Source organism: Kitasatospora hibisci (assembly GCF_043950205.1).
Taxonomy (GTDB): Bacteria; Actinomycetota; Actinomycetes; order Streptomycetales; family Streptomycetaceae; genus Kitasatospora; species Kitasatospora hibisci.
Window position 1 is genome coordinate 173993 of sequence record NZ_CP171642.1, and the last position, 12764, is coordinate 186756.

17 protein-coding genes are annotated in these 12764 nt (G+C 73.2%); 10 read left to right on the forward strand and 7 right to left on the reverse strand.

What is annotated here, in order from left to right; translation table 11 throughout:
• The first annotated feature begins 62 nt into the window (after positions 1 to 62).
• Positions 63 to 593: a MarR family winged helix-turn-helix transcriptional regulator gene (locus ACF9IK_RS00765; protein ID WP_395292291.1), complete on the forward strand. Its 531-nt coding sequence runs from the start codon at positions 63 to 65 to the stop codon at positions 591 to 593.
• Between the two features lie 158 nt (positions 594 to 751).
• Here ACF9IK_RS00765 and tnpA read toward each other — a convergent pair whose 3' ends face one another.
• Positions 752 to 1168 (reverse strand): IS200/IS605 family transposase, encoded by a 417-nt coding sequence (gene tnpA / locus ACF9IK_RS00770; RefSeq protein ID WP_395292292.1) that lies wholly within the window; start codon positions 1166 to 1168, stop codon positions 752 to 754.
• Positions 1169 to 1193: 25 nt separating this feature from the next.
• Here tnpA and ACF9IK_RS00775 point away from each other — a divergent pair, with 25 nt between their 5' ends.
• Positions 1194 to 2408 carry an RNA-guided endonuclease InsQ/TnpB family protein gene (locus ACF9IK_RS00775; RefSeq protein WP_395298428.1) on the forward strand — a complete coding sequence of 405 codons (1215 nt, stop codon included), beginning with the start codon at positions 1194 to 1196 and terminating at the stop codon, positions 2406 to 2408.
• 15 nt (positions 2409 to 2423) lie between these two features.
• Here ACF9IK_RS00775 and thpR read toward each other — a convergent pair whose 3' ends face one another.
• The 3 genes from thpR to ACF9IK_RS00790 form a co-directional block, all read right to left on the reverse strand.
• The gene (gene thpR, locus ACF9IK_RS00780) at positions 2424 to 3041 is read right to left on the reverse strand and encodes an RNA 2',3'-cyclic phosphodiesterase (RefSeq protein WP_395292293.1); all 618 of its coding nucleotides are present in this window, start codon (positions 3039 to 3041) and stop codon (positions 2424 to 2426) included.
• A 178-nt stretch (positions 3042 to 3219) separates the two neighbouring features.
• A complete protein-coding gene (locus ACF9IK_RS00785) occupies positions 3220 to 3636 on the reverse strand; it encodes a hypothetical protein (RefSeq protein ID WP_395292294.1) in 417 nt (138 codons plus the stop codon).
• A 164-nt stretch (positions 3637 to 3800) separates the two neighbouring features.
• The gene (locus ACF9IK_RS00790; RefSeq protein ID WP_395292295.1) at positions 3801 to 4982 is read right to left on the reverse strand and encodes an FAD-dependent monooxygenase; all 1182 of its coding nucleotides are present in this window, start codon (positions 4980 to 4982) and stop codon (positions 3801 to 3803) included.
• Positions 4983 to 5134: 152 nt separating this feature from the next.
• On the opposite strand from ACF9IK_RS00790, the gene ACF9IK_RS00795 reads away from it, so the two are divergent.
• The 3 genes from ACF9IK_RS00795 to ACF9IK_RS00805 all read left to right on the forward strand — a co-directional run bounded on the left by ACF9IK_RS00795 (position 5135) and on the right by ACF9IK_RS00805 (position 6805).
• Complete coding sequence (locus ACF9IK_RS00795) at positions 5135 to 5725, forward strand: TetR/AcrR family transcriptional regulator (protein ID WP_395292296.1); 591 nt, start codon at positions 5135 to 5137, stop codon at positions 5723 to 5725.
• Positions 5726 to 6090: 365 nt separating this feature from the next.
• Complete coding sequence (locus tag ACF9IK_RS00800; RefSeq protein ID WP_395292297.1) at positions 6091 to 6246, forward strand: DUF6131 family protein; 156 nt, start codon at positions 6091 to 6093, stop codon at positions 6244 to 6246.
• 91 nt (positions 6247 to 6337) lie between these two features.
• Positions 6338 to 6805, forward strand: a complete 468-nt coding sequence (locus ACF9IK_RS00805) for a helix-turn-helix domain-containing protein (RefSeq protein ID WP_395292298.1) — start codon at positions 6338 to 6340, stop codon at positions 6803 to 6805.
• 77 nt (positions 6806 to 6882) lie between these two features.
• Here the strand turns inward: ACF9IK_RS00805 and ACF9IK_RS00810 are convergent, their stop codons facing one another.
• Both ACF9IK_RS00810 and ACF9IK_RS00815 read right to left on the reverse strand, forming a co-directional pair.
• Entirely contained in the window at positions 6883 to 7485 is a 603-nt protein-coding gene (locus tag ACF9IK_RS00810) for a ClpP family protease (RefSeq protein ID WP_395292299.1), read from the reverse strand.
• Position 7486: 1 nt separating this feature from the next.
• Positions 7487 to 8125, reverse strand: coding sequence for an ATP-dependent Clp protease proteolytic subunit (locus ACF9IK_RS00815; protein ID WP_395292300.1), 639 nt, complete (start codon positions 8123 to 8125; stop codon positions 7487 to 7489).
• 305 nt (positions 8126 to 8430) lie between these two features.
• Between ACF9IK_RS00815 and ACF9IK_RS00820 the strand changes: the two genes are divergently transcribed.
• The 3 genes from ACF9IK_RS00820 to ACF9IK_RS00830 are packed head-to-tail and all read left to right on the forward strand — an operon-like array spanning position 8431 to position 10494.
• A complete protein-coding gene (locus tag ACF9IK_RS00820) occupies positions 8431 to 9186 on the forward strand; it encodes an LLM class flavin-dependent oxidoreductase (protein WP_395292301.1) in 756 nt (251 codons plus the stop codon).
• Positions 9183 to 9818 carry an NUDIX hydrolase gene (locus ACF9IK_RS00825; protein WP_395292302.1) on the forward strand — a complete coding sequence of 212 codons (636 nt, stop codon included), beginning with the start codon at positions 9183 to 9185 and terminating at the stop codon, positions 9816 to 9818. Before ACF9IK_RS00820 ends, ACF9IK_RS00825 begins: the two co-directional genes overlap by 4 nt.
• Positions 9802 to 10494, forward strand: coding sequence for an HAD family hydrolase (locus ACF9IK_RS00830; protein WP_395292303.1), 693 nt, complete (start codon positions 9802 to 9804; stop codon positions 10492 to 10494). Before ACF9IK_RS00825 ends, ACF9IK_RS00830 begins: the two co-directional genes overlap by 17 nt.
• Before the next feature lie 266 nt (positions 10495 to 10760).
• Here ACF9IK_RS00830 and ACF9IK_RS00835 read toward each other — a convergent pair whose 3' ends face one another.
• Positions 10761 to 11060, reverse strand: a complete 300-nt coding sequence (locus tag ACF9IK_RS00835) for a DUF4193 domain-containing protein (protein ID WP_395292304.1) — start codon at positions 11058 to 11060, stop codon at positions 10761 to 10763.
• Positions 11061 to 11411: 351 nt separating this feature from the next.
• On the opposite strand from ACF9IK_RS00835, the gene ACF9IK_RS00840 reads away from it, so the two are divergent.
• Together ACF9IK_RS00840 and ACF9IK_RS00845 are read left to right on the forward strand one after the other, a co-directional pair.
• Positions 11412 to 11831, forward strand: coding sequence for a hypothetical protein (locus tag ACF9IK_RS00840; protein ID WP_395292305.1), 420 nt, complete (start codon positions 11412 to 11414; stop codon positions 11829 to 11831).
• A 26-nt stretch (positions 11832 to 11857) separates the two neighbouring features.
• Positions 11858 to 12688, forward strand: coding sequence for a polysaccharide deacetylase family protein (locus tag ACF9IK_RS00845; RefSeq protein WP_395292306.1), 831 nt, complete (start codon positions 11858 to 11860; stop codon positions 12686 to 12688).
• Positions 12689 to 12764 lie beyond the last annotated feature (76 nt).

Here is a 12764-nt window from a genome sequence, read left to right on the forward strand (position 1 = left end):
ACTATAGGCAAGTGCGATCCGCGATGTCAAACACTTCCATGTCGAAATGTTAGACTCGGGGCATGACCGAACAGCAGCCGCAGCACGACGGCGTCGACCGCATCACCGCACAGTGGCGCGCGGTCCGCCCCGACCTGGACACCTCCCCCATGGCCGTGATCGGCCGCCTCTCCCGCGCCTCGCGCCTGCTGGAGCGCGGGATCAAGGAGAACCTGGCCGTCCACGGCGTCGAACCCTGGGAGTTCGACGTCCTCGCCACCCTGCTGCGCTCCGGCCCGCCGCACGTCCTCACCGCCGGTGAACTCAGCTCGGCCGCGATGGTCAGCTCCGCGGCGCTCACCAACCGCATCGACCACCTCGTGGACAAGGGCCTGGTCGAACGGGCCGTCGACCCCGCCCACCGCCGCCGGGTGCTGATCTCCCTGACCGACACCGGCCGGGAACTGACCGACCGCCTCGTCGAACACCACCTCGCCGGCGAGGAACGCCAGCTCGCCGGACTCACCGCCGCCGAACGCGACCGGCTCACCGGCCTGCTGCGCCGCGTCCTGCTCACCCTCGGCGACCAGAGCGAGGACACCGCCCCGCGGTGACAGCCGGCCGAGCCGGGCCGCTCCACCGGGCCGGGGCGGCTACCTGGACTAATCGCAGTGCACCGGGCTTCAGCCCGGTGGTGAAGCGATTCTGAACCCTGCTCTGACCTGTGCGGTGGGCACCCTCCCGCACTGTGGACGGTGCCCACCGCAGACCGTCAAGCCGGACGGTTCTGCTGCTCGATGTACTGCCGGACTATCGACAGCGGCGCGCCGCCGACTGATCCGGCGAAGTACGAACCGGACCACAGACGCTGTGCGCGCCAGTAGTGCTTGACCAGCTCGGGGTACTCCTGCCGCAGCCGGCGCGAGCTGACGCCTTTGAGCGAGTTGACCAGCTTGGACAGGGCGACCTTCGGCGGGAAGTTCACCAGCAGGTGGACGTGGTTGTTCTCGCCGTTGAACTCGACCAACTCCACCTCGAAGTCGGCGCACACGTCCCGCATGATCTCTTCGAGCCGGGTCAGATGCCGCTCGGCGAACACCTTGTGACGGTACTTCGTCACGAAAACCAAGTGCGCATGCAGGGCGAAAGCGCAGTGCCGACCAGTGCGGATGTTCTGATACTCGGCCATAAACCAAAATGGTACGGTGCTGACCGTGCAGCTCAGGTACAGCTTCCGCGTGTACCCGAACGGGCCTCAGCGTTCCGCGCTGGCCAGGGCGTTCGGGTGTGCACGGGTGGCCTTCAATGATGCCCTCCGGGCACGTGAGACCGCCCGCGCCGCCGGGCTGCCGTTCATCCCGTCCGGCGAGCTGTCCAAGCAGCTCACGGCCGCGAAGAACACCCCCGAACGGGCATGGCTCGGCGAGGTGTCCGCCGTGGTGCTGCAACAGTCCCTCCGGGACCTGGACACCGCCTACCGGAACTTCTTCGACGGCCTCAAGGGCATGCGCCCGAAGATGGGACCGCCCCGGTTCAAGTCCCGCAAGGACACCCGGCAGGCGATCCGCTTCACCGCGAACGCCCGATGGAAGATCACACCGGGCGGCGACCTATCGCTGCCGAAGATCGGCGACGTGCGGGTGAAGTGGTCCCGCGCCTTGCCGTCCGTGCCATCCTCGGTGACGGTGATCAAGGACAGCGCAGGCCGGTACTTCGCCAGCTTCGTTGTCGAGACGGACCCCGAGATCCTTCCCGAGACCGAACCGGTCACCGGTCTCGATCTCGGCCTCGGACACTTCGCCGTCCTCTCGGACGGGCGGAAGATCGACGCCCCGAAGTTCCTCCGGCGCGCAGAGAAGAAGCTCAAACGCGCACAGCAAGCCCTGTCCCGTAAGGCCAAGGGCAGCAAGAACCGCGAGAAGGCCCGTCACAAGGTCGCTCGCAACCACGCACGGGTGGCCGACGCCCGGCGCGAGTTCCACCACCAGGTCTCCACCGGACTGATTCGCGAGAACCAAGCAATCGCGGTGGAAGACCTGGCGGTCAAGGGACTCGCCCGCACACGGCTCGCCAAGTCCGTGCACGACGCCGGATGGTCGGCGTTCGTCACCATGCTGGAGTACAAGGCCGCGAAGTACGGCCGGAACCTGATCAAGATCGGCCGCTTCGAGCCGACCTCCCAGGTTTGCTCCCACTGCGGCGTCAAGGACGGCCCCAAGCCGCTGAACATCCGCGTCTGGCAGTGCCAGGCGTGCGGCGTCTGGCTGGACCGGGACGTCAACGCCGCCGTCAACATAGCCACGGCCGCCGGACTGGCGGTGTCAGCCTGTCGAGCGCGGGTAAGCCGGGGACCCGTCCCCGCACAGCGCGAAGAAGCAGGAACCCACCGAGACGGTCAGACGACCGTGGTAGGAATCCCCGCCCTTTAGGGCGGGGAGCGGAAGTCAAGGCCGGGTGGGAGCGCCCTCTCCCCCGCTCCGGACGGCGGCGCCGAACCGCCACGCCTCGATGTCGCGGTAGCGGATCGGCCCGGGGCCGCGGCCGATGTTGCTGCCGACCAGATGGAGACGTTCGGTCCGCCACAGCCGGCCCACGAAAGCGCTGAGCCCGGCCGCGGCCGCCGGCACGCTGGCGGGATCGTCGCGGCGGGACCGGGCCAGGGTCAGGTGCGGGCGCAGCGGGCGGTCGCGGAACTCGATCCCGCAGGACCTGACCAGCTCCCGGACGTCGGCGGCGAGCGCGTGCAGCCTCTCCAGGTCCCCGTCGATCCCGCTCCACAGCAGTCGCTCGTCGAAGTGGCCGCCGCCGCGCAGGCCCAGCCGCAGGGCGGAGTGCGACGCCGCCGCACCGGCCAGCACCGACCGCAGCGACGGCACTGCCGTGGAGGGCAGTTCACCGAGGAAGGCGAGCGTGATGTGCCAGTCCTCGATCCGGTTCCACCGCAGCCGCGGGTACGCGGCGTAGGCGGGCCGCAGGGCCCGGGCCAGCTCGTCCTTGGCGTCGTCGGGCGGCGCCAGTGCCACGAAGACACGCAGGGTCGAGGGCTCGGGGGGAACGTCCACGAGGGGCGAGGTTAGCCGAGGGCGGGTCGCCTGCGCCCAACGTCTCGCCGAAGGGCCCGGCGCGGGCGTGGAGCGAGCCGATCTCCTCACCGGGACCGTCCTGAGCGCCCGGCCCCGGCCGCGTCCCCGCCGGGTTGCTCGGTGCGCCCGAGCTTGTTCGCCCGCACGGGCGCTGCGCTCAGGCGGCCGGTGCCGGGGCGGGGGTCGCCGAGGTCGGTCGGCTCGGGGCGGGAGCCGCGTCGGGCCGGGCGGTGGCCGCGGGTGCCGCCGGCTTCGCCGCGGCCGGGGAGGCGGTGTGGCGCATCATCAACTCGGCTCCCTGCCTGGCCTGTTCGACCTGCGGGGTGGCGGCCGCAGCGGGCTGTTCCACGGCCGGGTTGCCCAGGGCCCGCGGGAGCGCGGCGGATTCCGGCCGGGCGCTCAGGACGTGGCTGGCGGCCTCGTCGAGGCTGACCGCGCGCTGCAGGCGGGTGGCCAGCCGGCCGGCCTCCCGCCCGAGCGAGGCGACGTCGTTCCAGCTGAGCGTGAGGACGACGCGGAGTTCGGCGTTCCCGTCCGGCAGAGCACGGAGGGGCGGTACGGACAGATCGTTCACGGGACCATCCCAGGGTTTCGGTGCGGACGACCGGTGCGGCCGGTGCGGCCGCGCGTTCACAGGGAAAGAGGGGCGATCCGCTGAACCATCCCGCCGCTTTGCGCAACTTTTACCTTCGGGCGGCCGTTCTCGCCGGCTTCACGGGCTCCCCGGCCGTCGGAGGCTCAGGCCGGTACGCCGAGGGCCGGGGGCTGCCAGTCGTACGTCGGGGCGGAGCGGCCGAGCAGGGTGCGGGCCGGAAGGAGGCCGGCGAGGGTGAGGGCGGCGGTGCGCAGGAAGGTGGCCGCGGGGGTGTGGAGGGCGACGAGGTCGCCGATGCGGCGGGAGCCGGTGACGACGGCGGTGGCGCGCGGCAGGCGGGCGGCGGTGTAGGCGGGGAGCGCGGCGGCCGGGTCCGTGGACGGGGTCAGCGGGGCGGCGAGGACCACGGCGTCCTCGATGGCCTGGCAGGCGCCCTGGCCCTGGAAGGGGCACATCGCGTGGGCGGCGTCGCCGAGGAGGGCGACCCGGCCGCGGTGGTAGGCCGGCAGCGGGTCCGCGAGCTCCCAGACGTCGTGACGCAGGACGCGTTCGGGTTCGGCGAGCGCGAGGAGCTCGGGCACGGGCGCGCACCAGGTGCCGTACCTGCGCAGGAGTTCGGCCTTCTCGTCACCGTCGGCCGCGCGGGCGCCGGCCGGGGCGAGGGCCGCGCCGTACACGTAGACCCGACCGTCCGCGAGCGGGACGACGCCGGCGAGCCGCCCGCGCCCCCAGACCTCGCCGACGGCTTCCGGTCGGCGGGCGGGGGACACGACGGTGCGCCAGGTGGTGAAGCCGCTGTAGCGGGGGCCCGGGTGCTGCGGGAAGAGCAGGCCGCGGGTGGCGGACCGGATGCCGTCGGCGGCGACGACCAGCGCGGCGGAGCGCTCGCCGTCGGGGGTCCGGACGACGGCGGGTTCGGTGGTGCTTCCGGGAGCGACGAGGGCGGCGGGCGAGTCGGTGCGGACGGTGCCGTCGGGGAGGGCGTCGGCCAGGGCGGCGATGACGTCGGCGCGGGCGACGGCGGCGATGGTGTCGCCGAAGCAGGCCTCGAAGGTGGCCGTGTCGGTGCGGGCGAGCCAGCGGCCGGAGGGGTGGCGCAGGCCGATGGCGGGGTGCGGGGTGGCGAGGGCGCGCAGGCGTTCGCCGACGCCGAGCCGGTCGAGGGCGCGCAGGGCGTTGGGGGCGAGGGCGAGGCCGGCCCCGACGGGTTCGAGCGAGGCGGCGCGTTCGTGGACGGTCACGGGGACGCCCTGCCGGTGGAGGGCGAGGGCGGCGGCGAGCCCGCCGATACCGCCGCCGATGACGATCGCCCGATGAACGCCCATGCGTGAACCCCTCTCCTGACACTACGGATGTAGTGAGCACTGCTCTGCACCGTACTACAGATGTAGTCGCCGTGGGCTACCGTTGCCGCGAGGAGAGGGTTCGGGCTCACCCCGGGTCGGAATCCCCGAAGAGGAAGGCCATGATCGGATCCATGACACCCCCACGCCCGACCCTGATCGCCGACGCCGCCATCGCCCTGATCGCCGAACGCGGCCTGCGCGGGCTGACCCACCGCGCCGTGGACCAGGAGGCCGGACTGCCCGCCGGCTCGACCTCCAACCTCGCCCGGACCAGGGCCGCCCTGCTCGACCTCGCCCTCACCCGCATCGTCGAGCAGGAGACCCGGGACCACCCCGTCCTCACCGGCGGGCCCCCGGCCGGCACCGGCGCCTCACCGCAGGACCTGCTCGCCCGGGCCGGTGCCGAGCTGCTGTACCAGGCACTCACCACCGGACGCACGCTCACCCTGGCCCGTCTCGAACTCGCCCTGGAGGCCACCCGCCGACCCGAACTGCGGGCCGGGTACGACCGGTTGGGGGCACGCTTCACCACCGTCGCCGCCACCCTGCTGGCGCAGTGCGGCTCCGCCGACCCGGCAGCCGACGCCCGACGTCTGATCCGCTGGTGCGACGGGGTGCTGTTCAACTCCACGGCGGGGAGCGGGCACGGCCACACACCGACGCCGGAGGAACTGCGTGACGAGACGACGCGGTACCTGGCCGCGCTGCTCGACCGGGACTGAGGGCCGGGAGCGAGCGGCCGGGAGCGAGCGGCCGCCGCCCACGGTGACGTCCCCGCCTCCGGGCGGGGGCGCCCACGGGGTGCACCGACGCCCGGTGCGGCCGGGAGAGCCGACCGGGCACGGCCCGCCACAGCCTGCCGGGGCCCTGTGCGCAGCCCGGCCGGCCGGGCCCGCATCCGGACGTGACCGCGAGTTTGCCGGGACCGTCCCGCGGTATACGCAGCCATGCGCATGCGCATGCGCATGCGCAGCAATCAGCGGGCAGGGGGCCGGAGGCCGTGCCGACCGGCTACGGGGATCCGGTCCGGTGCGAGCCCTCGGGCCGTCTCCCACCCCGCGGCCCCGCCGTCCCAGGGAGGACAGTCGTGATCATTCTCGGAGTCATTCTGCTCGTCATCGGCCTCGTCGCCGGGATATCGATCCTGTGGACCATCGGCGTCATCCTCGCCCTCATCGGCCTCGTCCTGTGGGTCGCCGGCCTCATGGGCCGCGAGATCGGCGGACGCCGCCACTACTACTGATCGCCCCGCACCTACGGTCCGTCCGTACGGCTTCACCCAGGGCAGAACGCCGCCCTCTTCCCCCGGCACCCAGGATCCCTAGGCTGAGGGAGTGAGCACTCATGCGCCGAACGAAGCCCGCGTCATCCCCCTGCGCCCGCAGGCCCCGCCGCCCGGTTCCGCAGGGGCGGGCCGTGCCCCGCAGGAGCCGGCAGGCTCCCCGCGGACACCCGCACCCGCGCCGAGGGAACCGCTGTGGCGCGACGTCGTCGGCGATGTGCTGCGGCGCGAGCGGATCGCCCAGGAGCGCACGCTGAAGGACGTCGCGGAGGCGGCCCGGATCTCGATGCCGTACCTGTCGGAGCTGGAGCGAGGACGCAAGGAGGCCTCCTCCGAGGTGCTCGCGGCCGCCGCCCGGGCGCTCGGGCTCGGCCTCGCCGACCTGCTCTCGCTCACCCAGGACGAGCTGGCCCGGTACGCCGGGAGCCGGGTGAGCGGGACCGCGCGCACCGGGAGCCGGACGGGACGGGGCCGCATGTCGCCCACGGCGCGGTACGACGGCCTCTGCCTCGCTTCCTGACCGGAACCGGCGGCCGGTACGACGGCGCGCACCGCCCGCCGTACCGGCCGGCCCGCCGGCGCCGCGGCCGCGCGGGGTCAGGCGAACGCGAGCCGTCGGCTCAGCACCTCGTCGGCGAGGCCGTAGGCGACGGCCTCCTCGGCGGTGAGCACCTTGTCCCGGTCCATGTCCGCGCGCAGCGTCGCCACGTCGTGGTGCGTGTGCCGGGACAGGACCTCCTCCACCTGCGAGCGGATGCGGACCATCTCCTTGGCCGCGAGGCTGAGGTCGGAGACCGTCCCCTGCCGGCCGCCGCTGGCCGGCTGGCCGAGCAGCACCCGCGCGTGCCGGAGCACGAACCGCCGCCCGGGGTCTCCGCCGGCCAGCAGCACCGCCGCAGTGGACGCCGCCTGACCGACGCAGAACGTGGAGATCGGCGCCTGCACGAACGTCATCGTGTCGTAGATCGCCATCAGCGAAGTGAACGATCCACCGGGCGAGTTGAGGTAGATCGAGATCTCGCGTTCCGGGTTCTCCGACTCCAGGTGCAGGAGTTGTGCGATGACCACGTTGGCGACCCCGTCGTCGATCTCGGTGCCGAGGAAGACGATCCGCTCGTTCAGCAGCCGGCTGAAGACGTCGTAGGACCGCTCGCCCTGCGCGGTCCGCTCGATGACGTAAGGAACCGTGTACGAGCCCATGTCACAGCCCCATCCGTCGGCGGGACGCGGCCGGGCGGATGTCGGTGACCGACTCCACCACCCGGTCCACGATCCCGTACTCCCTGGCCTGTTCGGCCGTGAACCAGCGGTCCCGGTCGCCGTCGCGCGCGATCGTCTCCTCGCTCTGCCCGGTGTGCTCGGCGGTGATCCGCTCGATGGCCTTCTTGGTGAACTGGAGGTTCTCGGCCTGGATCTCGATGTCCGCGGCGGTGCCGCCGATGCCCGCGGAGGGCTGGTGCATCATGATCCGCGCGTTCGGCAGCGCGAACCGCTTGCCGGACGCCCCGACGGTGAGCAGGAACTGGCCCATACTGGCGGCGAACCCCATGGCCAGCGTCGAGACGTCGTTCGGGATGAGCCGCATGGTGTCGTAGATGGCCAGACCCGCGGTGACCGACCCGCCGGGGCTGTTGATGTACAGGCTGATGTCGGTGCGCGGGTCCTCCGCCGACAGCAGCAGCAGCTGTGCGCAGACCCGGTTGGCCGAGACGTCGTCGACCTGGGTGCCGAGGAGGACGATCCGCTGTCCGAGCAGCTGGGCCGCGAGGTGGTCGTCGAAGCGGCTGGGCGGGGTGTCGCCCTCCTCCGCACGGAGCGGGGGCGTGGTGAGTGGAGTCATCTGGTCTCCTCGTCGAGGCGTGGATGCCGTCGACTCCACTCTTGACCTCGCGAGGCCCCCGGATGCGGCTTCTCTGCCCGCCGCAGATTCGCCACGGGCAGAGGGACGGTCAACTCCTCTCGTGGCTGAGCGCCTTGTCCCGATGGCACGGCCGCGCTCCGGGGCGGCGCGGGTAGTCGTCGACGGGGGCGGGCGGAGCCGGGGGCAGGTCGGGTGCAAGTTCCCTGCAACCGGGCTCCGGAGACTGGCTGCCATGACTTCGAGCGACACCTCCCACTCCCCCCCTCCACCCCTACACCCGCGAGATGGCGATGATCCACCAGGTGTTCCGCCGCGAGTCGCGTCTGCTGGCCGAACTCGTCCAGGGCGTGCACCCCGGCGACACCGCCCGTTCCCGGATCCTCGCCGAGCACCGGCGGCAGTACGCCGTGGGTCTGCACGCCCACCACACCGGCGGGGACGAGATGCTCTGGCCGGTGCTGCTGCCCCGCCTGGACCTCGACGCCGAGCAGGTCCTGGCGATGGAGGCGCAGCACCGCGAGCTGGACGAGGGGATCGCCGCGGTCCAGGCGGTCATGGACCGGTGGCAGGCGCAGGCCCTGCGCGAGGACCGGGACGAGCTCGTCCAGTTCGGCCCGTTCGCCGATCCCGACCGCAGTGCCGCGATGTGCGCGGCGCTGGAGGCGCCGGGCTGCCACAGTCTCTGGGTGGCCGACCGGCTCCTGGCCCCGCTCGCCCCTCCCGACGGCTACCCCGGCGGGAAGCCGATGCCCGTCCGGTACGGCACGCACCTCGACCCGCTGCTCGCCCTGGGTGTGGCGGCCATGGCCACGGAGCGGGTGCGGCTGGGCAGCAGCACGCTCAATGCGCTGTGGCAGCCGCCCCTCGTGCTCGCCCGGGCGCTGACGACCCTCGACTCGGCTCGACGTCCTGCCTCGGCTCGCCTTGGCGCGGAGATGCGGCCCGGAGGAAATCCGGTACCCGGGCGTCCGGGGGCTGGGCTAGGTTCGGACACCGCGGGCCGAGCGCCCGGACCGAGACGGGAACGGGGAGCGGCGTGAACGACACCGGCACATCGAGGGAACTCCGGACGGCCGCCGAGCTGTTGTCGGAGTTCCGGCCGCGCAGCGAGAGGGAGGCCGCGGATGTCGCCCGCATCGTCCCGCTCGCCACAGCCGGTGACCCCTATGCCCGGGAACGGCCGCTGCACCTGACGGTGTCGGCGCTGATCGTGCACCCCGCCGGGCGGGAGGTGTTGCTGCGCTGGCACGAGCGTCAGCAGGACTGGCTGCAGGTCGGCGGGCACGGCGACCCGGGCGAGGAGTTCCCGGCGCAGGTCGCGCTCCGCGAGGCCCGCGAGGAGAGCAACCTGCCCGACCTCGCGTTCTGGCCGACCGCTCGGCTCCTCCACGTCGTGGTGCTGCCGGTGCCCGCGTCCGACCGCGAGCCCGCGCACGAGCACGCCGACCTCCGGTTCGTGCTCGCCACCCGCACCCCGGCCGCCGTCCGCCCGGAGCGGCCGTCCGCCCGGGTGCGGTGGCTGCCGATCGAGGAGGCCTGCGAGGCGGCCCGGGGCGAGGCGCTGAGGGAGTCGCTGGCCCGCGTGGTCGAACTTCTGGAGAACGAAGGCCCGGCCGCCGCGTCGGCCGAAGGGCCGTCATGGACGGGTGGAGTGGATGACAGTGACCGGTGACCAGGTGCTCGTGTTCGACGCCGACGACACGCTCTGGGAGAACAACGTGCTCTTCGAGCGCGTGATCGACGGCTTCCTCGACTGGGTGGCCTCCACCGCGGAGGACCGGCCGGCCGCCCGGGCGCTGTTGGACCGGGTGGAGGCGGCGAACGCGAAGACCCTCGGCTACGGCGCCGCGGTGTTCCGCCACAACCTCACCGAGTCCCTGGAGCAGTGGCACCGGAGGACGCCGACCGCCGAGGACCGGGAGCGGATCGACGAGCTGCTGCTGCCCCTGACGAGCCGGACGGTGGAGCTCATCCCGGGCGTCGCCGACACCCTGGCCCAGCTCGCCGGCCGGCACCGGCTGCTCATGCTCACCAAGGGCGACGAGGACGAGCAGCGGCGCAAGGTCGAACAGTCCTCGATCGCCCACCACTTCGACGGCATCCACATCGTGGCGGAGAAGGACGTCGACACCTACCGCCGCCTGGTGGTCGGGGCGTCGCTCCCCGCCGAGCGCACCTGGATGATCGGCAACTCGCCCAAGTCGGACATCATCCCGGCCCGCCGGGCGGGTCTGAACGCGGTCTTCATCCCGCACGAGCACACGTGGGTGCTGGAGCACGAGGAGTTCGGCGAGCACACCGCCACCCTGCAGCTGCCGGCCTTTCCGGAGCTGCTGGTGCACTTCTGACCGGGGCGTGCGGCAGCCGGGCGGGCGTTCCCGGGCGCACCCCCGGGCGTTCGGTCCGGGCGCGCGAGCGCGAAGGGGCGGCTAGGGAACGCCGGCCCCGGGCCAGGGACGGTGCCGTCGTCGTGATGCCCGGAGTCCCACGGTCGGCGAGCCGGGGCGGCGGCGTGCACCGGGAGCCGCCGCGGGCCCGCCCCCGAGGTCCGGGAGCGGGCCCGCGGCGGTGCTGCGGCGGACTCCCGAACGGGACACCGCCGCTCCCGCAGCCCTCAGGACGCGCAGTCGAGGCAGATCGGTTGGCCGTTCCTGTCCTCGCCGGCGAGCTGCGCGCGGTGGTGGACCAGGAAGCAGGTCATGCAGGTGAACTCGTCCTGCTGGAGGGGCACGACCCGGACGGTGAGTTCCTCGCCGGACAGGTCGGCGCCCGGAAGCTCCAGGCCTTCGACGGCTTCCGGGTCGGAGTCGACCGCGGAACTCTGCTTGTCGTCGCGCTTGCTCTTCAGCGCCTCGATGCTGTCGTCGCTGCTCTCGTCGCTGCTGTCGCGGGGGGCGTCGTAGTCGGTTGCCAAGGCCGTGCCTTCTCCTCAGTGGTCGCTTCCGGCGAGCGGGGCGCGCCGCCTGGCGGGCGTGCGACTGGCAGGCACGCCGGCCGGCGTGCGATCCCGCCCGTGGCGCACCACCATGCCATCTGTCGGGCGTTCCGGCCGCACGAAGGGCCGACACGCCACCCGGCGCCCCGTCCGCGCACCCCCGCCGACGTCACGATCGGCACCGAGACGCATCGGCGCGCCCCGGAGGTCCGGATCCCCGGGGGCTGAATTGAACGCGTTCAAAGTGCGTGCCATGCCGGCTCCCGAGGAGAGAAGGGGAGCCGTGACGGCATCGCCGAGGTGGGTGTGGCGTGCGCCCTGGGATGGGTCGTGCTGATCGGGGTGGGCCCGTGGCTCCTGCGAGGGGTGCGGAGCACCGCGCCGGCCGACGGGGCGCCGGCGATGGAGTACGTGGCGTGCGCGGCCGCCTCGGCGTTCGCGCCGGGGACGGCACTCGGACGGGTCCGCGCGTGGGCGCCGCGCCTGACGGCGGGGGGCGTCGCCGTACCGGCCGTGCCGGCCGCCTCCGGTGCGTTCGGTGGTCCGGCCGGGGAGTTCGGCGACACGGCCGGGCTCCTGTCCGCCGCGCTCCTCCTGCTCGGACCGGTGATCCACTTCTCCCTGCCGATCGGGTCCTGCATCGGGTGGCTCATCGGTTCGCTGCGCGAAGGCTGGACCGGCTCGCGGGGCCGGTCCCCGCGCCCTACCCGGTGGACCGGCCCGACCACGGGCGTGTCAGGCCGCGGGTGACGCGGAGGCGGCCGGACACTGTGGCGGTGACCTCCCCTCAGCGGCGGCTTCGGCGACGGACGTTCCTCGCGGCGGGCGCCGCCCTCGCACTCCCCCCGTCCGGCGGCTCGGCGGCCTTCCGGCACCCCGCTGCCGGTGCCGGGCCCGTCACGGGCCGCCGCGGACCGGCCGACCTCTTCGGCAAGGAGATCCGGCTGGTCCCCACCGGCGACCCGGTGGTGGCCCTCACCTTCAACGCGGCGTGGAACGACGACGGCATCGACGCCGTGCTGGACGAGCTGCGCAACCGCGACGTCCCCGCCACCTTCTTCCTGACCGGCCGGTTCGCCGAGGCGAACCCGGCGGCGGCCGAGGCGCTCGCCGCCGAGCACGGCGTCGCCAGCCACTCCTACAGCCACCCCCGGCTCGCCGACCTCGACCGGGCCGGGCTGCGCGAGGAGGTGGAACGCGCCGACGAGGCGATCCGCGGCGCCACCGGCACCGACCCTCTGCCCTTCTACCGCTTCCCCTACGGCGAGACCAGCCCGTCCGCCATCGCCCAGGTCAACGCGCTCGGCTACGCCGACATCGAGTTCACCGACGACACCCTCGGCTACCTCGGCGAGGGCGGCGGCGTGAGCGTCGAGGACGCGGCGGACCGGGCCGCCCGGGCGATCCGGCCCGGCATGATCCTCCAGATGCACCTCGGCTCCACCGAGACCTCGGGGCCCAACGTCGACTCCCGCGCGCTGCCCGCCGTCGTCGACGCCGTCGAGTCCCGCGGATACACCGTCATCGACCTGGCCTCACTCGCCCGACGGCCCGGCGGATCCCGCAGCCGCAGGCACGGTGGTGCTCAGACCCGAATCCGCAGGTAGTGGCCGACGGCCTGTCAGTTGATCTCTTTGGCTGGTCGTCGGCTGGAGTGTGGGGTGTGTGGGTAGGCCAATGGCC

What these genes read in the sequence shown, in the direction of transcription:
- ACF9IK_RS00765 (WP_395292291.1), top strand. Translation starts at nt 63, where the DNA reads ATGACCGAACAGCAGCCGCAGCACGACGGCGTCGACCGCATCACCGCA.
- tnpA (WP_395292292.1), bottom strand. Translation starts at nt 1,168, where the DNA reads ATGGCCGAGTATCAGAACATCCGCACTGGTCGGCACTGCGCTTTCGCC.
- ACF9IK_RS00790 (WP_395292295.1), bottom strand. Translation starts at nt 4,982, where the DNA reads ATGGGCGTTCATCGGGCGATCGTCATCGGCGGCGGTATCGGCGGGCTC.
- ACF9IK_RS00795 (WP_395292296.1), top strand. Translation starts at nt 5,135, where the DNA reads ATGACACCCCCACGCCCGACCCTGATCGCCGACGCCGCCATCGCCCTG.
- ACF9IK_RS00810 (WP_395292299.1), bottom strand. Translation starts at nt 7,485, where the DNA reads ATGGGCTCGTACACGGTTCCTTACGTCATCGAGCGGACCGCGCAGGGC.
- ACF9IK_RS00815 (WP_395292300.1), bottom strand. Translation starts at nt 8,125, where the DNA reads ATGACTCCACTCACCACGCCCCCGCTCCGTGCGGAGGAGGGCGACACC.
- ACF9IK_RS00820 (WP_395292301.1), top strand. Translation starts at nt 8,431, where the DNA reads ATGGCGATGATCCACCAGGTGTTCCGCCGCGAGTCGCGTCTGCTGGCC.
- ACF9IK_RS00830 (WP_395292303.1), top strand. Translation starts at nt 9,802, where the DNA reads ATGACAGTGACCGGTGACCAGGTGCTCGTGTTCGACGCCGACGACACG.